The following is a 20,335-nucleotide window of genomic DNA, read 5'->3' on the forward strand; positions in this document are numbered from 1 at the left end:
AAAGCCGCGTATTTACTGGGCTTTAGCGATGCGTGATTTTTTTGAACAGAAATTTGTTACGGATCGCACGACAGGCGCGCATTGCTACGGGAGGCACTCGGCGGCATAATGTAGCCCCTTTTTTCTGCCCCTACATGTGGAAGGTTCCCGTGACTCAGAAGCCCGACCAGTGTCTTGGTGAATGGATCGACCGTGAAGCACTCGCAGAAGCGATGATTCCGCTTATCGGTCAGCTCTACCGCAATAACAACGTGGTGAGCTCGATCTATGGCCGCAGCCTGATCAACCGTTCAGTCATTGCGATTCTCAAAGCTCACCGCTTTGCTCGTCACCGCCAGTCCGATGACAGCGAACTCTCCGTCCACGAAACATTCCCGCTGCTCAAGGCGATGAGCGAGCTCAAACTCGGCGCCGCTTCGGTCGACCTGGGCAAGCTTGCGGTCAAGTTCAAGGCCGAAGGCAATGGCCGTACTGCCGAGCAGTTCGTCCGTGAAGAACTGGCTGACGTGGTTGGCCAGCAGAACGTTGCCGCGCGCAAAGGCACTGACGTGGTTCTCTACGGCTTCGGTCGTATCGGCCGTCTGCTGGCGCGTATCCTGATCGAGAAAACCGGTGGTGGCGACGGCCTGCGTCTGCGCGCCATCGTTGTCCGCAAGGGCGCCGAGAACGATCTGGTCAAGCGTGCAAGCCTGCTGCGTCGTGATTCGGTTCATGGTCCGTTCGATGGCACCATCACTATTGATGAAGCCAACAACACCATCACCGCCAACGGCAACCTGATCCAGGTGATCTACGCGAAAAACCCGACTGAGGTGGATTACACCCAGTACGGCATCAAAGACGCACTGCTGGTGGACAACACCGGCGTATGGCGTGACGCCGAGGGCCTGGGCCAGCATCTGTCCTGCCCGGGTATCGACCGCGTCGTGCTGACTGCGCCTGGCAAAGGCAAGCTGAAGAACATCGTTCATGGCATCAACCACGGTGAAATCACCGCTGATGACAAGATCGTTTCGGCCGCTTCCTGCACCACCAACGCCATCGTGCCGGTACTGAAGGCTGTCAACGACAAGTTCGGCATCATCAATGGCCACGTCGAAACCGTTCACTCGTACACCAACGACCAGAACCTGATCGACAACTTCCACAAAGGCGATCGCCGTGGTCGTAGCGCCGCGCTGAACATGGTGATCACTGAGACCGGTGCTGCCACCGCTGCTGCCAAGGCATTGCCTGAGCTGGCCGGCAAGCTGACCGGTAACGCGATCCGCGTTCCGACGCCAAACGTGTCGATGGCGATTCTCAACCTGAACCTTGAGAAAGCCGCCACCCGTGAAGAGATGAACGAATACCTGCGCTACATGGCGTTGCACTCCGATCTGCATAAGCAAATCGACTACGTCAACTCGCAGGAAGTGGTTTCCACCGACTTCGTTGGCTCGCGCCACGCAGGCGTTGTGGACGCTGAAGCGACCATCACCCAAGACAACCGCGTTGTGCTGTACGTTTGGTACGACAACGAATTCGGTTACAGCTGCCAGGTGGTTCGCGTGATGGAAGACATGGCCGGTGTAAACCCGCCAGCTTTCCCGCGCTAAGCTTCAATAGCTGCACATGAAAACGCCCCGACCTAGGTCGGGGCGTTTTTGTTTGTGTGTCTGTTGGGTCTTTGTTGCCTGTACTGGCCTCATCGCTAGCAGGCTAGCTCCCACAGAGGACTTGTGAACGCCACAGATCCAGTGTGGGAGCTCGCCTGTTGGCGATTGCGGTCTGTCAGGCGCCGCGGACCACTGACGCCTGCGCAGTCCGCAACTCATGCCGATTGCCGCGGAACAACACCAGCGTGGCAATCAAGCCCAACACCGCTGCGCCGCTGAGCCAGATCCCCGGCGCTGCCTTGTTGTCCAGCACATGGATCAGATAAGTACAGGCCGCCGGTGTGAAACCACCGAAGGTCGCAGTCGCCAGGCTGTAGGCCAGGGAGAAACCGGTCGTACGAACTTCCACCGGCATGATTTCGGTCAGGGCCACCACCATGGCGCCGTTGTACGAGCCATACAGGAACGACAACCACAACTCGACGATCAGCAAATGGCTGAAACTCGGGTTCGCCACCAGCCACGACAGGGCAGGGTAAGCCGTGAGAATTGCCAGAATCGTCGCCGCCAACAGTAGGGGTTTACGGCCAATCTTGTCGGACAGCGCGCCCATCACCGGCAGCCAGAAGAAGTTCGACAGCCCGATGCACACCGTCACCAGCAGCGCATCCATATCCGACAAATGCAGCTCGGCTTTGCCGAAGGTCGGGGTATAGGCGGTGATCAGGTAGAACGACACGGTGGTCATCACCACCAGCGCCATGCCAGCGATAACGATGCCGAAGTTCTGGCTGATCGAACGGAGGATGTCCCGCAGGGTAGGGCGATGTTTGCGCGCCTGGAACTCCGGAGTTTCTTCCAGCGAGCGGCGAATCACGAAGATCACCGGCACGATCATGCAGCCGATCAGGAACGGCACGCGCCAGCCCCAATCACCCATTTGTTCCGGGCTGAGCCAGTGGTTCAGACCCACACCCAGCAGGCCGGCGAACACCACCGCAGCTTGCTGACTGGCCGACTGCCAACTGACGAAAAAGCCTTTACGGCCCGGGGTGGAGATTTCGGCGAGGTACACCGACACGCCGCCCAACTCCACGCCGGCCGAGAAGCCTTGCAGCAATCGGCCAAACAGTACGATCAACGGCGCCGCGACACCCAGCGTTGCATAACCCGGTACGCAGGCAATCAGCACCGTACCGGCAGCCATCAATGCCAGGGTGATGATCAGTCCTTTGCGACGGCCATGACGGTCAATGTAGGCGCCGAGGAATATGGCCCCCAACGGACGCATCAGGAAGCCGGCACCAAAGGTCGCCAGTGACAACATCAGGGACGCGAAGGCGCTGTCGGCGGGGAAGAAGGTTTTGGCGATGGCCGTGGCGTAGAAGCCGTAGACCATAAAGTCGAACATTTCGAGAAAGTTGCCGCTGACAACGCGAAAAATCGCTTTGCCTTTGCCCGTATTGGAAGCCATTTATAGATACTCACTCTGGTAAATCTTATTTGAAAGCGCTGCACCTGCGTGGGCCTGTGTGGCTAGGGGGCGCGAGCACAGGTTTTGCTTGCGGGCAGCAGAGGCAGGTCTCGCTCTCATTCGCTCCGAAGCCCATAATGGCGGGCGCGGTTTTGAGGGGAGATGAAGTTTTGTTAACTGGACGGTGGGGCGCAATTGTGATGCTGGCCGGCGTTTTGTCCGGTTGTGATAACGGCGACAGTCTGGAAAGCTTCGGCGGCCCGACCATGGGCAGCACCTATTCGATCAAGTACGTACGTCACGCCGGTCTTCCTGCTGCGAACGCCGTCCAGGCCCAAGTTGAAAAAATCCTCGCCGAGGTCGATCAACAACTGTCGACCTACCGCAGCGACTCCGACATCGAACGCTTCAACGATTTGCCCGCCAATCGCTGTCAGAAAATGCCTGCGCCGGTCCTCAAGCTGATCCGCTTCGGTGAGCAACTTTCGGAGCAAAGCGAAGGCGCCTACGACCTGACCGTGGAGCCGCTGCTCAATCTCTGGGGGTTCGGCCCGCAGGCTCGTGAAGAAAAAGTCCCCAGCGCCCAGGCGCTGGCTGATGTCAGGCAGCGAGTCGGTTATCAGCACCTGCGCATCGACCGTGATCAACTGTGCAAGGACGCCGCCGTCGAAGTCGACTTCAACAGCATCGCTGCCGGTTATGCCGTCGACACGATTGCCGCAAGACTGGAAGCGATGGGCATCCACGATTACCTCGCCGAAGCCACTGGGGAGCTCAAGGCGTCGGGCAAGAAGCTCGATGGCTCACCCTGGAAGATCGCGCTGGAAGAGCCCCGTGACGATCAGCAGGTCGCGCAAAAAATCATCGCGGTCGACGGCTACGGTCTGTCTACCTCCGGCGACTACCGCAATTATTTTCAGCAGGATGGCCGGCGCTATTCCCACACCTTCGATGCTCGTACCGGTGCACCGGTCTCGCACACCCTGGCATCCGTCACGGTAATTAATCCTTCCGCGTTGATGGCCGATGGCTTATCGACGCTGTTGCTGATTCTCGGCCCCGAACAGGGTTGGGACTACGCAGAAAAACACGATATCGGCGCATTTTTTGTGATTCGTGCCGATACAGGTTTTGTCACACGAGCCAATCAGGCTTTTGAGCGGCTCAGTGCCGGCAAAACCGAATGATCACGGCGATTCGCGCATTGAAAGACTGGCGTTGTAGTGCAGGCAAAACTAGCCTACGACGCGACCAAGGGTTAATGTGCCCGGCGTTGACGCTTCTATAGACTGTGTCCGGGTTCTGCATTGGCCCCAAATTGTTCCTTCACGCCGCAGATGGCGTGATTTAGCCGCAGGTGCCGAGGGCGCCGCGGCCTGTTCTGAGGAGTACGCATGGCTGTCTACAACTACGACGTGGTGGTGCTGGGTTCCGGCCCGGCGGGAGAAGGCGCGGCAATGAACGCCGCTAAAGCAGGGCGCAAGGTGGCGATGGTCGATAGCCGTCGCCAGGTCGGCGGTAACTGCACCCACTTGGGCACCATTCCGTCAAAGGCCCTGCGTCACTCGGTCCGGCAGATCATGCAGTTCAATACCAACCCGATGTTCCGGGCCATTGGTGAGCCGCGCTGGTTCTCGTTCCCGGACGTGCTGAAAAGCGCTGAGAAAGTCATTTCCAAGCAAGTCGCTTCACGCACCGGCTACTACGCCCGTAACCGTGTCGACGTGTTCTTCGGCACCGGCAGCTTCGCCGACGAGCAAACCATCGAAGTGGTCTGCGCCAATGGCGTGGTCGAAAAGCTGGTCGCCAAGCACATCATCATCGCCACCGGTTCGCGCCCGTATCGCCCGGCGGACATCGATTTCCATCACCCGCGTATCTACGATAGCGACACCATCCTCAGCCTCGGTCACACCCCGCGCAAACTCATCGTTTACGGCGCCGGCGTGATCGGCTGCGAATACGCCTCGATCTTCAGCGGTCTGGGTGTGTTGGTTGAACTGGTGGACAACCGTGGTCAGTTGCTGAGCTTCCTCGACTCGGAAATTTCCCAGGCCCTGAGCTACCACTTCAGCAACAACAACATCACGGTTCGCCACAACGAAGACTACGACCGCGTCGAAGGCGTGGACAACGGTGTGATCCTGCACCTCAAGTCCGGCAAGAAGATCAAGGCCGACGCCTTGCTCTGGTGCAACGGTCGTACCGGCAACACCGATCAGTTAGGTCTGGAAAACATCGGCGTGAAGGTCAACAGCCGTGGCCAGATCGAAGTCGACGAAGCCTACCGCACCTGCGTGCCGAACATTTACGGTGCCGGTGACGTGATTGGCTGGCCGAGCCTGGCCAGTGCCGCGCACGACCAGGGCCGTTCGGCCGCTGGCAGCATCGTCGATAACAACAGCTGGCGCTTTGTGAATGACGTGCCGACCGGCATCTACACCATTCCGGAGATCAGCTCGATCGGCAAGAACGAGCAGGAGCTGACCCAAGCCAAAGTGCCATACGAAGTGGGCAAGGCGTTCTTCAAGAGCATGGCGCGTGCACAGATCGCCGGCGAGCCTCAGGGCATGCTGAAGATCCTGTTCCACCGCGAGACCCTGGAAGTGCTGGGCGTTCACTGCTTCGGCTATCAGGCGTCGGAGATCGTTCACATCGGCCAGGCGATCATGAGCCAGCCGGGCGAACTGAACACGCTGAAGTACTTCGTCAACACGACGTTCAACTACCCGACCATGGCCGAAGCCTATCGGGTAGCGGCGTACGATGGCCTCAACCGGCTTTTTTGAGCGGCTCCGGCCGGTGGCCTGAGCCGGCCGGGGAGACCGATTTCAGCAATTCTCGAGCGTGGCGCTGGCCAAACCGGGAAAGTCTGTAATCAGGCTGTCAACGCCGAAGTCGGCGAGTCTGCGCATCAGCGCGGGCTCGTTGACTGTCCATACCGACACATGCAACCCCTGACGTTGCGCCTTTTGCAGGCGTTCCGGCGTACACAGGGTCCAGTTCAGCGCCAGAATCTCACAGCCATAGCTTTGTGCGACCTTCAACGGGTCGAGCCAGGCGTACTCGGCCACCAATCCGCGGGACACGTCCGGCACCAGGTCCAGCGCGGCTTTCAACACTTCGCGCGAACTTGAGGTGATGGTCACTTTGTCCAGCAAGCCGAAACGCTGAGCCATCTCGCGAATCGCCAGAACGGTCGTCGCGGCGCGGGTGCGTGAAGCGCTTTTGACTTCCAGCTGCCAATGCTCGAAATCGCATTTCTCGAACAGTTCTTCCAGTGTCGGAATCGGGCAGGGCTTGATCCAGCCCGGGCCGCCCTTGCGCGCGTCATAGGTCACCAGCTCGGCCGCCGTGTGCTCGACGACCTTGCCGCGCCGCTCCGTGGTGCGTTTAAGCGTCGGGTCGTGGATGACCATCAACTCGTTGTCCTTGGACAGGTGCAAGTCCAGTTCGCAACGGCGTACGCCGTGCTTGAGACATTCCTGAAAACTGGTCAGGGTGTTTTCCGGTGCTTCGCCCTTGGCGCCGCGATGGCCGTAGATGAGGGTCACGGTTCTTCCTTAATTAAATGCCTGATTCGTTTTCGCGGGCCAGACGTCGTTCCTGGGCCTGCTTCTGCAAAATGTAACGGGCCAGCAACTGGCGCTGGGCATCGGTCGGATACTCGAACTCGGTGCCGACTTCATAGCTTTCGCCCTTTCTATCGCAATGGGTGACGCGCGCGCGCAGCAACAGGCCGAGGGCTTGCGGCATCAACACCAGTTTGACCGACAGGTGCGCGTCCACGGCGATGGGAGTCGGGTGCTGAAATTCGATACCGCCTTCGGAAATGATCACCGGCTGCGGTTCGCCAATCTGCCCGAGCACGGTGATGGCGATCACCTGGCTCAGTAAATCGATGCGTTTGTTCTGGGATTTCAGGAACGCCGCGAGATTGCGGTCACGCTCACTGATCTGGCGCAGCAGGTGCTGCGACTCGAATTCGCTCAGGTGCAGCTCGCTGAGCAAGTTGAATAGTGGAGAAGCATCCTGCAACACTTCCTGGCCTGCGGCTTCGGGAGCGGACAGGGGCCGAATTTCCAGTGCGATCATGTCCTCGATACGGTAGTATTCGCGGCGATCTTCTTCATCTAATGTCGACATGGCGAACCCATGGTAGCGGCGGTGGTCTGAGTGTAAAGCTGGTTACCGACCCCCGCCACAAGGACGTTCCTTTTCCCTCCGAACAAGCCCCGACATGTTCAGACCTCTCTTCGTATTTATTGGCACGCGTTATACCCGTGCAAAGCGTCGCAATCATTTTGTGTCGTTCATTTCCCTGACTTCAATGATCGGACTGGCCCTCGGCGTGGTCGTGATGATTGTCGTGTTGTCGGTCATGAACGGCTTCGATCATGAGATGCGCACCCGTGTGCTGGGCATGGTGCCCCACGCGACCATCGAGTCCAGTGAGCCGATCAGCGACTGGCAAAGCCTGGCCGCCAAGGTCAAGCAGAACCCGCAGGTGACGGCCGTTGCGCCATTCACCCAGATGCAGGGCCTGCTGACCAACAACGGCAAGGTGTCCAAAGTGCTGCTCAATGCCGTCGACCCTGCGCTGGAACGGCAGGTCTCGATCATCGACAAGTTCATGCTCCAGGGCAAACTTGACGATCTGGCGCCTGGCAGCTTCGGCATCGTCATTGGCGACAAAGCCGCGGCCAAGCTCGGTGCGGCCATCGGCGACAAGCTGACGTTTGTCGCGCCTGAAGTCACGGTGACCCCAGCCGGCATGTTTCCGCGCATGAAGCGCTTTACCGTCGTCGGCATCTTCCATGTCGGCGCCGGCGAGATCGACGGTTACCTGGGCGTCACCAACCTGCAGGATCTGGCCAGGCTGCATCGCTGGAAGCCGGATCAGGTCCAGGGCATCCGCCTGAAGTTCGACGACCTGTTCCAGGCGCCGCGCGTGGCGTGGACAATCGCCCAGCAGCTCGGTGAAGACCGCTTCTATGCCCGCGACTGGACGCGCACCCACGGCAACCTGTATCAGGCGATCCGCATGGAGAAAGCCATGATCGGCCTGCTGTTGCTGCTGATCGTCGCCGTCGCGGCCTTCAACATCATTTCCACGCTGGTGATGGTGGTCAACGACAAGAAGGGCGACATCGCGATCCTGCGCACCCTCGGCTCCACGCCGGGGCAGATCATGGCGATCTTCATGGTGCAGGGCACGGTCATCGGTGTGATCGGTACGCTGATCGGCGCCGTGGTCGGGATCGTCGCCGCACTGAACGTCAGCGCCGCGATCTCGGTCCTCGAAGGCTTGATCGGGCATAAATTCCTCAACGCCGACGTTTACTTCATCGATTACCTGCCGTCGCAAGTGCAGAGCCAGGATGTATTGATGGTCTGCGCCGCCGCGTTGGTCCTGAGTTTCCTCGCCACCCTGTATCCAGCCTGGCGTGCTGCGCGCACCCAGCCTGCGGAGGCGCTACGTTATGAGTGAGTCGGGCATGAGTGATAAAGCAATCTTGAGCTGCCGCAACCTGGGCAAATCCTACGAGGAAGGCCCGGAGTCGGTAGAAGTTCTGGCAGGGCTGCAACTGGAGCTGCACCCGGGTGAGCGCGTGGCGATTGTCGGCACCTCCGGTTCGGGCAAAAGCACGTTGCTTAACCTGTTGGGCGGTCTCGACACACCAACCAAGGGCAGCGTCTGGCTCGACGGCGAAGAGCTGTCGGCCCTGAGCGAGAAGAATCGCGGTCTGTTGCGCAACCGGTCGCTGGGTTTCGTTTACCAGTTCCACCACTTGCTGCCGGAATTCACCGCACTGGAAAACGTCTGCATGCCGTTGCTGATCTGCAAGACGGCGATCCCGGAAGCGCGTCAGCGTGCGACGGCATTGCTGGAGCGGGTAGGGCTGGGCCATCGCCTGGAACACAAACCGTCCGAGTTGTCCGGCGGCGAACGTCAGCGCGTGGCCATCGCCCGCGCCCTGGTGAACAAGCCGGGCTTGGTGATGCTCGACGAGCCGACCGGCAACCTCGACTCCCACACCGCCCAGGGCATTCAGGATTTGATGCTGGAGCTCAGCACCTCGATGCGCACGGCGTTCCTGGTGGTGACTCACGACATGAACCTGGCCCGTCAGATGGATCGCGTCCTGCATTTGCAGGAAGGTTGCCTGACCCCTATCTGACTGGCCGAAACCCGACGTCACTGAACAGTGCGTCGGGTCTTTTATTTTTATACGGTGCCCCAGCGAATGTTCAGACCGTTATCGATCTTTATCGGCATGCGCTATACCCGCGCCAAGCGCCGCAATCGCTTCGTTTCCTTCATCTCGATGACCTCGATGATCGGCCTCGCCCTTGGCGTGCTGGCGATGATCGTGGTGCTATCGGTGATGAACGGCTTCCAGCGCGAAATGAGCTCACGCATCCTCGGCATGGTGCCGCACGCGACCATCGTCGGCGTCAATCCGATTGACGATTGGCAGCCGGTGGCCGCCGCCGCGATGAAAAACCCGGAAGTCACCGCCGCCGTGCCGTTCACTGAAATGGAAGGCATGCTCTCCTATAAGGGCACGATGCAGCCGATCCAGGTCAGCGGCGTCGATCCTGCACTGGAAGGCAAGGTGTCGATTGTTGCCAAGCACATCGTGCAGGGCAGTCTCGAGGCTTTGAAGCCAGGTGAATTCGGCGTGGTGATCGGCGAGATCACCGCGCGACGTTTCCGCTTGAATGTCGGCGACAAGATCACCTTGATCGTGCCGGAAGTCAGCACCGCGCCGGGTGGCATCACCCCGCGCATGCAGCGGCTGAACGTGGTTGGCGTGTTCAAGGTGGGCGCCGAACTGGACGGTTCGATGGCGTTGATCCACATGGCCGATGCCGCGCAGATGCAGCATTGGCAGCCGAATCAGGTGCAGAGCGTGCGCCTGGCGGTGAAGGATTTGTACGCCGCGCCGAAGGTCTCCAGCGATATTGCCGGCGCACTGGGCACGGCTTACAAGGCTGACGACTGGACCCACACCCAGGGCAGCCTGTTCAGTGCGATGAAGATGGAAAAAACCATGATCGGCCTGCTGTTGCTGATGATCGTTGCCGTGGCCGCGTTCAACATCATTGCAACCCTGATCATGGTGGTGAACGACAAGGGCGCGGACATCGCGATCCTGCGCACCATCGGCGCGACACCCCGGGAGATCATGGCGATCTTCATGGTGCAGGGCACGGTGATCGGGATTGTCGGCACCTTGATTGGCGGTGTGCTTGGCGTGATTGCCGCGCTGAACGTCAGTGCACTGGTGGGCTGGATGGAGCGGGTGAGCGGGCAGCACATCTTCAGTTCTGATGTGTATTTCGTCAGCAATCTGCCTTCGGAACTGCAGGGCGGGGATGTCTTGTTGATCTGCTCCGCCGGTTTCATCATGAGCTTTTTGGCGACGGTTTATCCGGCGTGGCGGGCGGCGAAAGTCGAACCGGCAACTGCGTTGCGGTATTCGTAATCTGTCAGACCTCATCGCGGGCAAGCCTGCTCCCACAGTGACCGGGTTGAGCCACAAATTTGTGAACGACTCCGGACCTTGTGGGAGCGGGCTTGCCCGCGAAGAGGCCTGAGGCCGCTGGCCTCAATCCCCCTTCGGCAACTCAATCACAAACCGCGTCCATCCCTTATCCGACTCACAATGAATCTGCCCGCCATGGGCACGGATGATTGACTGGGTGATCGCCAGCCCCAATCCCGCATGTTCGCTACTGCCTTCCTGGCGCGCCGGATCAGCGCGGTAGAAGCGATCGAACAAGCGCGGCAGCAACGCCTGGTCAATACCATCTCCGCTGTTCTCGATCGTCAGGCTCAAACCATTGAGCTGATCGGCAATCCGCACCCGAATCTCGCCATCGGCGGGGGTACAGCGCAACGCGTTATCCAGCAGGTTGGAAAGCGCTCGACGCAGCATGCTTCGGTCGCCCTCCATGTGCGCGCTTCCTTCACGGCTCAGCATCACACGGGCGTCTTCGGCCAGCGGCGCAAAGTATTCCAGCAACACATCCACTTCCTCTGCCAGCTCCAATGGCTCTCGATTGGGCGTCAGCAACCCATGGTCAGCCTTGGCCAGGTACAGCATGTCGTTGACCAGTTGCGCCATCCATTGCAGCTCTTCGAGGTTGCTGTGCAGCGCTTCGCGGTAATCCTCCAGGGCGCGCGGGCGGGTGAGGGTGACCTGGGTGTGGGTCAGCAAGTTCGACAGCGGGGTGCGCAGTTCATGGGCAATGTCGGCGGAAAACGCCGAGAGCCGTTGGAAGGAATCGTCCAGGCGTCCGAGCATGGCGTTAAAACTGTGGGCCAATTCCGTGAGTTCTGACGGCATGTTCTCTTCGGGCAGCCGGGCATTCAGCGATTGCGCCGAAACGCCGCTGGCAATCGCACTCATCCTGCGCAACGGCCGCAACCCGCTGCGCGCCGCCCATGCGCCAAGCAGTGCCGTGGCCAGCGCTGACAAGCCCACGGTCAGCCAGATCAGGTGCTGCATGCGTTGTAAAAAATGCTGGTGATGGGTGATGTCCAGCAGCAGGGTCAGTTGTGGCGAGTCGGGCTTGTCGGGATACAGCGGAGCATTCAATACGCGATAGTCCGTGCCTTCGTCGCTGACCGTCGACAGGCCCGGCTGATGTGGCAAGTCCTCGGGCAAACCTGTCGAGCTGTCATACCAGCGCTTGCCGTCGCTGCCTGTGATCCGCAGCGACAAATCAGCTTGTCGGCTCAATTCATCGGCCAGCCTGATTTCGCTTTCGCTCGATTGAATGTCGTGAAGTGCCCGGCGCAGGCCAATCAGTTTGCCGTCCAGCAACTGCTGGTCCAGTTCAACGAAGTGCGCCTCGCTGGCGCGACTGAACAGCACCCCGGCGAACAGTGAAACCACGGCGGTGCACGCGGCAAACAACAGCGCGAGGCGACTGCTCAAAGACAGCCGGCGCATCAGGCGGGACGCTCTTCAAGGACATAACCCATGCCGCGCACGGTGTGAATCAGCTTGTTGGGGAATTCATCGTCGATCTTCAGGCGCAAACGACGGATCGCGACTTCGATGACATTGGTGTCGCTGTCGAAATTCATGTCCCAGACCTGAGAGGCGATCAGCGACTTGGGCAGCACTTCACCCTGGCGCCGCAGGAGCATTTCCAGCAGGGCGAACTCCTTGGCGGTCAAGTCGATGCGCTGACCGCTTCGCTCGACCCGGCGCCGGATCAGGTCCAGGCGCAAATCGGCCAGTTGCAGGCTGGTTTCCTGGGGCGAAGCGCTGCCACGGCGCAACAGGCTGCGGACCCGGGCCAGCAACTCGGAGAAGGCGAAAGGCTTGACCAGATAGTCGTCGGCCCCCAGTTCGAGGCCATGGACTCTGTCCTCCACCGCATCTCGCGCGGTCAGAAAAAGTACCGGCGTATCGAGACCGGCACCGCGCACGGCTTGCAGAATCTGCCAGCCATCGCGCCCGGGCAGCATCACGTCGAGGATCAACAGCGCGTAATCGCCACTCAACGCCAATTGCTGTCCGGTGTTGCCGTCGGCCACCAGTTCCGTATTGAAGCCGGCCTCGGTCAGGCCCTGGCGCAGGTAGTGGCCGGTTTTCGGTTGGTCTTCGACAATCAGCAGTTTCATGGGCAACTCAAGGCAAGTGGAACGAACGCTTTATACCGTGGGCAGCGTTAGTACAGGTCAACCTGACAAAGTTGTAATCTGGCTGTCAGCTTGCGGGCAGTGGTAGCAGTTTAGAGTTTTCCACAGGCTGAACCTTATCTTGTTGGAGTACGACTATGTTTTTGCGCAAACCGCTGTTGCTGGCCGCCTGTTTGCTGGCGCTGAGCTCGCCGGTATGGGCCTCGCCTGCGTCGACCTACGATTTCGGTCAACCGGCCCCGGCGTCCAAGGCGACCCGCAGTGTCGAGGTGGTGATGGGTGATATGTCTTTCACCCCCAAGGCCATCGATATCAAGGCCGGTGAGACCGTGCGTTTTGTCCTGGTGAATAAAGGCCAGCTGTTGCACGAATTCAACCTCGGCGATGCGGCGATGCATGCCAGGCACCAGCAGGAAATGCTGAAGATGCAGCAGAGCGGCATGCTCACGCCGACCGGCATGAAGGAAATGGACCACGGCTCGATGGCGGGCATGGACCATGGAATGATGAAACACGACGATCCCAACAGCGTCCTCGTTGAGCCGGGCAAGACAGCCGAGCTGACCTGGACTTTTACCAAGGCCACCAACCTGGAATTTGCCTGCAATATTCCAGGTCACTATCAGGCTGGCATGGTCGGTAAGTTGACTGTCAGTCAGTAAGCACTCAAAGGCGGGAGCAAAGGCTGGTAGAATCCGCTGATTCTTCAGTCAGGTTTCCGCCATGCATCCCGCAGCCGAACACTCGCCGCTGGGCAAATCCAGCGAATACATCGCCACTTACACGCCGTCTTTGCTGTTCCCGATCCCGCGCACCGCGAAATGGGCGGAGCTGGGCCTGACCGCTGAAACCCTGCCGTATAAGGGTGTGGATTTCTGGAACTGCTTCGAGTTGTCGTGGCTGCTGCCGTCCGGCAAACCCGTGGTGGCGATTGGTGAATTCAGCATTCCGGCGGATTCGCCGAACATCATCGAATCGAAGTCGTTCAAGCTGTACCTGAACTCCTTGAACCAGACGCCGTTCGCCGATACCGCCACCCTTGAAGCAACCCTGGTGAAAGACCTGTCGGCAGCTGCCGGCAAACCGGTGGGCGTGCGTATTCGCAGCCTCAAGGAGGTTGAAGCCGAAGGTGTCGTGGCGTTGCCGGGCGTGTGCATCGACGATCTGGAGATCAGCGTCAGCAATTACGAGCACCCACGCCCTGAGCTGCTGCGCTGCGATCAATCGCGCATTGTGGAAGAGAGCGTGCACAGTCACTTGCTCAAATCCAACTGCCCGGTGACCAGCCAGCCGGACTGGGGCAGCGTGGCGGTGGAGTACCGTGGCGCGGCGCTGGATCACGCGAGTCTGCTGGAATATATCGTCAGCTTCCGCCAGCACTCGGACTTCCATGAGCAGTGTGTGGAGCGGATTTTCCTCGACCTGCAGCGCTTGCTGAAACCCGAGAAACTGACCGTGTACGCGCGGTATGTGCGCCGTGGTGGGTTGGACATCAACCCGTATCGCAGTACCGAAGACGTGCAACTGCCGAACCAGCGCCTGGTCCGTCAATAAGCAGCCGATGTGGGAGCGAGCAGGCTCACTCTCACAGGGGATTGCATTGCAAATCACGGATATGAAAAAGCCCCGCTAGCGATAGCGGGGCTTTTTTGCATCTGGTGGGTTCAAATCCCCATGCTGGCCAAGGCTTGCACAATGTTGCGCAAGGTGCCGGCAAGGGTAGGGTGCTCTATTTCGAAGCGCTCGACGGCCAGGTTCACATTGTCGGCGAGGCTGGAGTCCTGGGTTTTGGTTTCGAGCTCTATCTCCAGTTCGATCTGTTGCATCAGTGCGTGCAGGTCGGCGCGCTCGGCTTCCGTCAGCGGCGGATTCTGTTCCAATTGCTCGCGCAGAGTGTTGAGCTGTTCTTGCAGTTCGCGGGCAGGCATGACGTTCTTCCTTTTATCGATAGGCACTGGCATAGACCGCGGCAGCGCGCCAAAGGTCTATGGCTGACCTTTAGATTAATCCACTCGCGCGCAACCTGCATGATCTCAGTCAGGGCTTTTCGCCCTTTAGCCGACGCAGGCTGATATCCGCCAGGCAGGTGTCGAGTTCGCCCAGGTGATCGATCACCGAGTGCACGCCGAGGCTGAACAGCTGCACCGTCGCCTGGCCACGCAAGTGTTCGCGCTCTTTCGGGCTCAAGGCGAGCCACTCATTGGGTGCCAGTCCGCAGAGCGAGCCACAGGAGGCCAGGCCGATGGTCCACAGCCCGGCATTCAGGCCTGACTGCAACAAGCGAGGTTCGCCACTGACCAGCACGCAACCATCCAGTTGCCCGACGTTCAACGCCATCAGCGCCTGCCAGCAAGCGTTCGGCGCTGGCCAGGGAGCGTTCGTTGCGAGGTGTTGCGAAGATTTGATCCACGAAGGCAGGGCAGCGGCCAGCGAGTGGGTGAGGGGCAATTCGTCGAGCCAGGCACACGGAATCTGCTGACGCTGCAAGCTGCTGAGGCTGTCCAGCGCGCCGGGCGTGGCTTCGGCATGCTCGGGGGCGAGACTGCCGTGACGCGTCCGGGCACCGAAATCCACCAGGCAACCACTGAGGCCGAACAACACGGCGGTCAGGTTGGGGGCAGCGAGGGGCAAGGTGTTGGCGTGCGGCATATCAACGTCCCTGAAATAGCCACAAGGCTAGGTGCCGTCCATGACAGTTGCGTGACAGGCAGGTGAACCGCTCCCGATTCAGAAGAATCATCTGTAGCCTGTTGCGGTGAGGCTGCCTAAATCGGCGTTTCCGTCTTATACTGCCCAGCTTAACGCCTGGGCTCATGTGCCCGTGCCAGTATAATCCAAGGAGTTTTCTATGCGCTGGAGCAATTATCTAGCTCAGTTTTGTGTGTGTGCCAGCGTAACGCTGGTTCCGTTCGTAGCCCAGGCTGCTACGGAAGAAGACCCTTGGGAAAGCGTCAACCGTCCGATCTACCAGTTCAACGACTTCGTCGATACCTATGCACTCAAGCCTATCGCTCAAGGCTATGAGTTCGTGACGCCGCAGTTTCTGGAAGACGGCATCCACAACATGTTTCGCAACGTGGGTGATGTCACCAACCTTGCCAACAACATTTTGCAGGCCAAACCAGCCGCCGCTGGCGTCGATACGGCTCGCCTGATCTTCAACACCACTTTCGGCCTGCTGGGCTTCTTCGATGTGGGCACCAAAATGGGCCTGAATCGCAGCGACGAAGATTTCGGCCAGACCCTCGGGTATTGGGGCGTTGGCAGCGGTCCGTACGTGATGCTGCCGCTGTTGGGCCCAAGCACGTTGCGTGATGCGCCATCCAAGGTCGTCGACAACTACACCGGCCCATACCCGTACATCAACGATGTGCCTGTGCGTAACTCGGTCTTCGGTCTGAACATTGTCGACACCCGCGCCAGTCTGCTGTCGAGCGAGAAGTTGATCACCGGTGACAAATACACCTTCATTCGCAATGCGTATTTGCAGAACCGCGAATTCAAAGTCAAAGACGGCAAGGTCGTCGACGATTTTTGATCTCGACTTGTAAAACGAAGAAGGCGGCCAGTTGGCCGCCTTCTTTGCGTTTGGGGGGTTATTTCATCTTCAAGATTGTAAGCCCGAGTTTCTGACTGCCTCCGTCCTGTTCCTTCACCCACACCACCTCTGTGTCAGCCTCAAGCCCTTTGAGTGCCGCGTGATCGGAATCGATACGCACGCTGAGCCGGTCTCCAACCCTGAACGAACGCGGCGCTTCGACCTGCATGCCGCTGCTGGAAAGGTCGATGCAGACAGCTGGCACCTCATCGCCTTCATGAATCAGCGACACATCGGCATCGACCCGCATGCGGATGAAATCGCGCTTTTCGCTGTAGTCCCGATCGGTTTGACGCATGGGCTCCATCCTTCCATTGGGTTACGGTTTTGTCTGTTCTTATAACTCCCGGTGATTTGACAAGTAAAGTCGTCAAGCGACCATCGGCGTGAGCTTGAAACGCCCCGCGGATGGGAGTACCGTCTGCGCCTTAGAAGGGCACCTCTGGTGAACCTGTGAGTAGGGCGGATGCTCGAAAATGGTGCGACAGAGAGGCTAGAAAGCGAATCCAGTAGTGTGAGCCGGGCCACAGCCCCGCCTGCTACGCCAACCTAATTCTGGCGCCGTTTGCCCACATGCCAAAAACCAGTGCCACGCTGCTGATAATCGATGATGACGAAGTAGTGCGCGCGAGCCTCGCGGCCTATTTGGAAGACAGTGGTTTCAGTGTCCTGCAGGCCAGTAACGGTCAGCAGGGTCTTCAGGTATTCGAGCAAGACAAGCCCGACCTGGTCATCTGCGATCTGCGCATGCCGCAGATGGGCGGTCTCGAACTCATTCGTCAGGTCACTGAGCGGTCACCGCAAACGCCGGTGATCGTGGTGTCGGGTGCCGGGGTGATGAACGACGCGGTCGAGGCCTTGCGCCTGGGCGCGGCGGACTACCTGATCAAGCCTCTCGAAGATCTGGCTGTGCTCGAGCACTCTGTGCGCCGGGCCCTGGATCGCGCACGCTTGCTGGTGGAAAACCAGCGCTACCGCGAGAAGCTGGAAAAAGCCAACCGCGAGCTCGCCGCCAGCCTGAACCTGCTCCAGGAAGACCAGAACGCCGGTCGCCAGGTGCAGATGAACATGCTGCCGGTCAGTCCCTGGACCATCGATGAGTTCCAGTTTGCTCACCAGATCATCCCGTCGCTGTACCTGTCGGGTGATTTCGTTGACTACTTTCGGGTCGACGAGCGTCGGGTAGCGTTCTATCTGGCGGACGTTTCCGGTCATGGCGCCTCTTCAGCCTTCGTCACTGTGCTGCTGAAGTTCATGACCACGCGCTTGCTGTTCGAGTCCAAGCGCAGCGGTACATTGCCGGAATTCAAGCCTTCAGAGGTTCTTGGTCATATCAACCGGGGCCTGATCAGTTGTAAGCTGGGTAAACACGTCACAATGGTCGGTGGAGTCATCGACGAGGAGACAGGTTTGTTGACCTATAGCATCGGTGGTCATTTGCCGTTGCCAGTGTTGTACACGCCAGACAGTGTTCGTTATCTGGAAGGACGTGGCCTGCCGGTGGGCCTCTTCAATGAAGCCACCTACGAAGACCACGTACTGGAGCTGCCGCCGACGTTCAGCCTGACGCTGATGTCCGATGGCATTTTGGACCTTTTGCCAGAACCGACACTCAAAGAAAAAGAGGCGGCTTTGCCCCAACGGGTCAAGGCAGCGGGCGGCAGCCTGGATGGTCTGCGGCAGGTTTTTGGATTGGCCACGCTAGGGGAGATGCCGGATGATATCGCCCTGTTGGTGTTGAGCAGGAATCTTTAATGAGTACCGGTAGAATCCAGTTCGCCGAGCAGGACGGCACCTTCGTCCTGAAGTTCGTCGGTGAAGTTCGCCTGACCCTGTGTTCGGCGTTGGATGCGACTATTGATCGGATCTTCACGGCGTTGAACTTCAACGCGATCGTGATCGACCTGACCGAAACCCGCAGCATCGACAGCACCACCCTTGGCCTGCTGGCTAAATTGTCGATCCTGTCGCGGCAAAAGGTTGGCCTGCTGCCGACCGTCGTCACCACCCACGAAGACATCACGCGTCTGCTGGAGTCCATGGGCTTCGAGCAAGTGTTCAACATTGTTGACCGCCCGATTCCGTGCCCTGAGTGCCTGACCGACTTGCCGGATCAGGACCAGTCCGAAGAAGTGGTGCGAATCAAAGTGCTGGAGGCGCACAAGATCCTCATGGGCCTGAACGACTCCAATCGTGAAGCGTTTCATGACCTGGTGAACGCTCTCGAGCGCCACTGACGTCTGGCGAGGGAGCAAGCTCTCCCTAGGCTGCATGACAGCCTCAAAACCAACGCATAAAAAAGGGCGAACCCGTCAAGGTTCGCCCTTTTTGCGTTTGCCTTACTCGATCAGAGCTTGGCTTGCAGCAATGCTTCGAGTTTTTCCTGGTCGCGAGCGAACTGACGAATACCTTCTGCCAGCTTCTCGGTCGCCATCGCATCTTCGTTGGACAACCAGCGGAACTGCGCTTCATTCAAGCTCAAACGCGCTTCGCCGGCATGACCCGGCGCCAGTTTGCGCTCCAGCTTGCCGGTGTCGGCCGCCAGTTTCTCCAGCAGATCCGGGCTGATGGTCAGGCGATCACACCCGGCCAACTGCTCGATCTGATTGAGGTTGCGGAAGCTTGCGCCCATGACCACGGTCTTGTAGTCGTTGGCCTTGTAATAGTTGTAGATGCGCGTCACCGACTGCACGCCCGGATCATCCGCGCCGGTGTAGTCGTTGCCGTTGGCTTTCTTGTACCAGTCGTAGATACGACCGACAAAGGGCGAAATCAGAAACACGCCCGCATCGGCACACGCGGCGGCCTGGGCAAACGAGAACAACAGCGTCAGGTTGGTCTGGATGCCTTCTTTTTCCAGGATCTCGGCAGCGCGGATGCCTTCCCAGGTGGAAGCGATCTTGATCAGCACGCGGTCGCGGCCAATGCCTGCTTTGTCATACAACTCGATCAGACGGTGCGCGCGCTTCAATACGGCGTCAGTGTCGAACGACAAGCGTGCATCCACTTCGGTGGAAATGCGACCCGGTATGACCTTCAGGATTTCCTGGCCGACGGCGACGCCAAAACGGTCGCTGGCCAGGCCTACATCACCTTTGCAGTCGTGAACGCAGGCGTTCAACAACTCGGCATAACCGGAAATGGCTGCGGCTTTGAGCAGCAGGGAAGGGTTGGTGGTAGCGTCCACGGGTTTAACGCGAGCGATAGCTTCGAAGTCGCCGGTGTCGGCAACTACGGTAGTCATTTGTTTGAGTTGTTCCAGCTTGGAAGTCATGGGCGTGCTCTGTCCTATGGGTCTAATGACATTACCCGAGCGCTGACAGCCACTCAAGGGCGCATGTACGTATCGATGGGTCCCGGCGGCAACATCCGCAAAACGGATGTTTGAAAGGCGGGGCACGGTAGTGATAATACGATGCCAAAACACGACACAGGTTCAAAGCGATTGACCGTTGGCATCGCTCGGTCAGCGCCGGTGCGTCCACTTTGATGCCTGAATTTGAGCCTTTTGCGCTGTTAAAAAGGGTCGGGTGCAGACGTTATAAGATGTCAAATAGAGGCGTGCGGATGCCGTGTAATGTGCTGCTGATAAATGGACGCAGTGGATCGGAACATGGCTTCACAGGAGCAACAAGCGTGCGTCAGTGTGGAGGTCGTCGATAACCTTATTCTGGGTTATGTCTTGAAAAAACTGACCGACGTTTTTGAAGCGTTGATGGAAGTTTCCCGGCAACACCATCCGGACAACATGCAGGGTTTGCTGCAGATGGGGAGTGTCAAAGGCGCAGCCCTCATTCCCTTCTGGCTGAAGCGCGTGGAATCCAGCGCGCCCATCCAGGTCTCCCATGTGTTGATCGAGCAAATGAACGACGCGCAGACATTCAAGCAAGACCAGCGTTTCCAAGCGCAAATCGTTCTGTTTGATGCGCTGGTGGAGGCATCGCTGGCGATGGATATCGAGCGTTATTCGCAGTTGGACAAAGAGGCCCCTCTCCAATAGA

The 20,335-nt window shown here is 59.0% G+C and carries 21 protein-coding genes; 12 read left to right on the top strand and 9 right to left on the bottom strand.

All coding sequences use genetic code 11. From position 1 onward, the window contains the following. Nucleotides 1-134: 134 nt before the first annotated feature. A complete protein-coding gene (locus K5K95_RS18365) occupies nucleotides 135-1,598 on the top strand; it encodes a glyceraldehyde-3-phosphate dehydrogenase (protein WP_222585466.1) in 1,464 nt (487 codons plus the stop codon). Nucleotides 1,599-1,773: 175 nt separating this feature from the next. Here K5K95_RS18365 and K5K95_RS18370 read toward each other — a convergent pair whose 3' ends face one another. Beyond that, the gene (locus K5K95_RS18370; RefSeq protein ID WP_222585467.1) at nucleotides 1,774-3,072 is read right to left on the bottom strand and encodes an MFS transporter; all 1,299 of its coding nucleotides are present in this window, start codon (nucleotides 3,070-3,072) and stop codon (nucleotides 1,774-1,776) included. Between the two features lie 200 nt (nucleotides 3,073-3,272). On the opposite strand from K5K95_RS18370, the gene K5K95_RS18375 reads away from it, so the two are divergent. Together K5K95_RS18375 and sthA are read left to right on the top strand one after the other, a co-directional pair. Further along, on the top strand, nucleotides 3,273-4,259 hold the full coding sequence (locus tag K5K95_RS18375) for an FAD:protein FMN transferase (RefSeq protein ID WP_261397997.1): 987 nt from the start codon (nucleotides 3,273-3,275) through the stop codon (nucleotides 4,257-4,259). Nucleotides 4,260-4,466: 207 nt separating this feature from the next. Then, complete coding sequence (gene sthA, locus K5K95_RS18380) at nucleotides 4,467-5,861, top strand: Si-specific NAD(P)(+) transhydrogenase (RefSeq protein ID WP_007907752.1); 1,395 nt, start codon at nucleotides 4,467-4,469, stop codon at nucleotides 5,859-5,861. A gap of 42 nt (nucleotides 5,862-5,903) precedes the next feature. Here the strand turns inward: sthA and K5K95_RS18385 are convergent, their stop codons facing one another. Continuing rightward, a complete protein-coding gene (locus K5K95_RS18385) occupies nucleotides 5,904-6,626 on the bottom strand; it encodes a glycerophosphodiester phosphodiesterase (RefSeq protein ID WP_090182118.1) in 723 nt (240 codons plus the stop codon). Between the two features lie 13 nt (nucleotides 6,627-6,639). Next, the gene (locus tag K5K95_RS18390) at nucleotides 6,640-7,218 is read right to left on the bottom strand and encodes a PilZ domain-containing protein (protein WP_222585469.1); all 579 of its coding nucleotides are present in this window, start codon (nucleotides 7,216-7,218) and stop codon (nucleotides 6,640-6,642) included. A 94-nt stretch (nucleotides 7,219-7,312) separates the two neighbouring features. On the opposite strand from K5K95_RS18390, the gene K5K95_RS18395 reads away from it, so the two are divergent. From K5K95_RS18395 to K5K95_RS18405, 3 genes are all read left to right on the top strand, one after another. Then, the gene (locus K5K95_RS18395) at nucleotides 7,313-8,563 is read left to right on the top strand and encodes a lipoprotein-releasing ABC transporter permease subunit (protein WP_222585470.1); all 1,251 of its coding nucleotides are present in this window, start codon (nucleotides 7,313-7,315) and stop codon (nucleotides 8,561-8,563) included. Nucleotides 8,564-8,570: 7 nt separating this feature from the next. Continuing rightward, nucleotides 8,571-9,254 carry a lipoprotein-releasing ABC transporter ATP-binding protein LolD gene (gene lolD, locus K5K95_RS18400; protein WP_222585471.1) on the top strand — a complete coding sequence of 228 codons (684 nt, stop codon included), beginning with the start codon at nucleotides 8,571-8,573 and terminating at the stop codon, nucleotides 9,252-9,254. Nucleotides 9,255-9,320: 66 nt separating this feature from the next. Next, on the top strand, nucleotides 9,321-10,565 hold the full coding sequence (locus tag K5K95_RS18405; protein ID WP_090182123.1) for a lipoprotein-releasing ABC transporter permease subunit: 1,245 nt from the start codon (nucleotides 9,321-9,323) through the stop codon (nucleotides 10,563-10,565). A gap of 123 nt (nucleotides 10,566-10,688) precedes the next feature. On the opposite strand, the gene K5K95_RS18410 is transcribed toward K5K95_RS18405, so the two are convergent. Together K5K95_RS18410 and K5K95_RS18415 are read right to left on the bottom strand one after the other, a co-directional pair. Then, entirely contained in the window at nucleotides 10,689-12,038 is a 1,350-nt protein-coding gene (locus K5K95_RS18410) for a heavy metal sensor histidine kinase (RefSeq protein ID WP_222585472.1), read from the bottom strand. Continuing rightward, nucleotides 12,038-12,718, bottom strand: coding sequence for a heavy metal response regulator transcription factor (locus K5K95_RS18415; RefSeq protein ID WP_208672073.1), 681 nt, complete (start codon nucleotides 12,716-12,718; stop codon nucleotides 12,038-12,040). Before K5K95_RS18415 ends, K5K95_RS18410 begins: the two co-directional genes overlap by 1 nt. 155 nt (nucleotides 12,719-12,873) lie before the next feature. Here K5K95_RS18415 and K5K95_RS18420 point away from each other — a divergent pair, with 155 nt between their 5' ends. Further along, complete coding sequence (locus tag K5K95_RS18420; protein ID WP_222585473.1) at nucleotides 12,874-13,398, top strand: plastocyanin/azurin family copper-binding protein; 525 nt, start codon at nucleotides 12,874-12,876, stop codon at nucleotides 13,396-13,398. Nucleotides 13,399-13,459: 61 nt separating this feature from the next. Then, complete coding sequence (queF, locus tag K5K95_RS18425; RefSeq protein WP_222585474.1) at nucleotides 13,460-14,290, top strand: NADPH-dependent 7-cyano-7-deazaguanine reductase QueF; 831 nt, start codon at nucleotides 13,460-13,462, stop codon at nucleotides 14,288-14,290. A gap of 110 nt (nucleotides 14,291-14,400) precedes the next feature. Here the strand turns inward: queF and K5K95_RS18430 are convergent, their stop codons facing one another. Continuing rightward, on the bottom strand, nucleotides 14,401-14,664 hold the full coding sequence (locus K5K95_RS18430; RefSeq protein ID WP_222585475.1) for a DUF4404 family protein: 264 nt from the start codon (nucleotides 14,662-14,664) through the stop codon (nucleotides 14,401-14,403). Nucleotides 14,665-14,773: 109 nt separating this feature from the next. Beyond that, entirely contained in the window at nucleotides 14,774-15,385 is a 612-nt protein-coding gene (locus tag K5K95_RS18435) for an HAD family phosphatase (RefSeq protein WP_222585476.1), read from the bottom strand. Between the two features lie 199 nt (nucleotides 15,386-15,584). Between K5K95_RS18435 and K5K95_RS18440 the strand changes: the two genes are divergently transcribed. Continuing rightward, nucleotides 15,585-16,274 (top strand): VacJ family lipoprotein, encoded by a 690-nt coding sequence (locus tag K5K95_RS18440; RefSeq protein ID WP_222585477.1) that lies wholly within the window; start codon nucleotides 15,585-15,587, stop codon nucleotides 16,272-16,274. Nucleotides 16,275-16,332: 58 nt separating this feature from the next. On the opposite strand, the gene K5K95_RS18445 is transcribed toward K5K95_RS18440, so the two are convergent. Further along, nucleotides 16,333-16,632 (bottom strand): PilZ domain-containing protein, encoded by a 300-nt coding sequence (locus tag K5K95_RS18445; protein ID WP_222585478.1) that lies wholly within the window; start codon nucleotides 16,630-16,632, stop codon nucleotides 16,333-16,335. A 275-nt stretch (nucleotides 16,633-16,907) separates the two neighbouring features. On the opposite strand from K5K95_RS18445, the gene rssB reads away from it, so the two are divergent. Continuing rightward, on the top strand, nucleotides 16,908-18,089 hold the full coding sequence (gene rssB, locus K5K95_RS18450; RefSeq protein ID WP_090182138.1) for a two-component system response regulator RssB: 1,182 nt from the start codon (nucleotides 16,908-16,910) through the stop codon (nucleotides 18,087-18,089). Continuing rightward, complete coding sequence (gene rssC, locus K5K95_RS18455) at nucleotides 18,089-18,571, top strand: anti-sigma factor antagonist RssC (protein ID WP_090182139.1); 483 nt, start codon at nucleotides 18,089-18,091, stop codon at nucleotides 18,569-18,571. Before rssB ends, rssC begins: the two co-directional genes overlap by 1 nt. A gap of 110 nt (nucleotides 18,572-18,681) precedes the next feature. Here the strand turns inward: rssC and tal are convergent, their stop codons facing one another. Next, nucleotides 18,682-19,608, bottom strand: a complete 927-nt coding sequence (gene tal / locus K5K95_RS18460; RefSeq protein ID WP_090182140.1) for a transaldolase — start codon at nucleotides 19,606-19,608, stop codon at nucleotides 18,682-18,684. A 339-nt stretch (nucleotides 19,609-19,947) separates the two neighbouring features. Here tal and K5K95_RS18465 point away from each other — a divergent pair, with 339 nt between their 5' ends. Then, on the top strand, nucleotides 19,948-20,334 hold the full coding sequence (locus tag K5K95_RS18465) for a hypothetical protein (protein WP_222585479.1): 387 nt from the start codon (nucleotides 19,948-19,950) through the stop codon (nucleotides 20,332-20,334). Nucleotide 20,335 lies beyond the last annotated feature (1 nt).

Origin of the sequence: Pseudomonas sp. DR48 (genome assembly GCF_019823085.1) — a bacterium.
GTDB lineage: Bacteria > Pseudomonadota > Gammaproteobacteria > Pseudomonadales > Pseudomonadaceae > Aquipseudomonas.

Excerpts from the sequence above, each read along its gene's own strand:
- K5K95_RS18365 (WP_222585466.1), top strand. The coding sequence starts at position 135 with ATGTGGAAGGTTCCCGTGACTCAGAAGCCCGACCAGTGTCTTGGTGAA.
- K5K95_RS18370 (WP_222585467.1), bottom strand. The coding sequence starts at position 3,072 with ATGGCTTCCAATACGGGCAAAGGCAAAGCGATTTTTCGCGTTGTCAGC.
- K5K95_RS18375 (WP_261397997.1), top strand. The coding sequence starts at position 3,273 with ATGCTGGCCGGCGTTTTGTCCGGTTGTGATAACGGCGACAGTCTGGAA.
- sthA (WP_007907752.1), top strand. The coding sequence starts at position 4,467 with ATGGCTGTCTACAACTACGACGTGGTGGTGCTGGGTTCCGGCCCGGCG.
- K5K95_RS18390 (WP_222585469.1), bottom strand. The coding sequence starts at position 7,218 with ATGTCGACATTAGATGAAGAAGATCGCCGCGAATACTACCGTATCGAG.
- K5K95_RS18395 (WP_222585470.1), top strand. The coding sequence starts at position 7,313 with ATGTTCAGACCTCTCTTCGTATTTATTGGCACGCGTTATACCCGTGCA.
- lolD (WP_222585471.1), top strand. The coding sequence starts at position 8,571 with ATGAGTGATAAAGCAATCTTGAGCTGCCGCAACCTGGGCAAATCCTAC.
- K5K95_RS18405 (WP_090182123.1), top strand. The coding sequence starts at position 9,321 with ATGTTCAGACCGTTATCGATCTTTATCGGCATGCGCTATACCCGCGCC.
- K5K95_RS18410 (WP_222585472.1), bottom strand. The coding sequence starts at position 12,038 with ATGCGCCGGCTGTCTTTGAGCAGTCGCCTCGCGCTGTTGTTTGCCGCG.
- K5K95_RS18415 (WP_208672073.1), bottom strand. The coding sequence starts at position 12,718 with ATGAAACTGCTGATTGTCGAAGACCAACCGAAAACCGGCCACTACCTG.
- K5K95_RS18420 (WP_222585473.1), top strand. The coding sequence starts at position 12,874 with ATGTTTTTGCGCAAACCGCTGTTGCTGGCCGCCTGTTTGCTGGCGCTG.
- queF (WP_222585474.1), top strand. The coding sequence starts at position 13,460 with ATGCATCCCGCAGCCGAACACTCGCCGCTGGGCAAATCCAGCGAATAC.
- K5K95_RS18430 (WP_222585475.1), bottom strand. The coding sequence starts at position 14,664 with ATGCCTGCCCGCGAACTGCAAGAACAGCTCAACACTCTGCGCGAGCAA.
- K5K95_RS18435 (WP_222585476.1), bottom strand. The coding sequence starts at position 15,385 with ATGCCGCACGCCAACACCTTGCCCCTCGCTGCCCCCAACCTGACCGCC.
- K5K95_RS18440 (WP_222585477.1), top strand. The coding sequence starts at position 15,585 with ATGCGCTGGAGCAATTATCTAGCTCAGTTTTGTGTGTGTGCCAGCGTA.
- K5K95_RS18445 (WP_222585478.1), bottom strand. The coding sequence starts at position 16,632 with ATGCGTCAAACCGATCGGGACTACAGCGAAAAGCGCGATTTCATCCGC.
- rssB (WP_090182138.1), top strand. The coding sequence starts at position 16,908 with ATGCCAAAAACCAGTGCCACGCTGCTGATAATCGATGATGACGAAGTA.
- rssC (WP_090182139.1), top strand. The coding sequence starts at position 18,089 with ATGAGTACCGGTAGAATCCAGTTCGCCGAGCAGGACGGCACCTTCGTC.
- tal (WP_090182140.1), bottom strand. The coding sequence starts at position 19,608 with ATGACTTCCAAGCTGGAACAACTCAAACAAATGACTACCGTAGTTGCC.
- K5K95_RS18465 (WP_222585479.1), top strand. The coding sequence starts at position 19,948 with ATGGCTTCACAGGAGCAACAAGCGTGCGTCAGTGTGGAGGTCGTCGAT.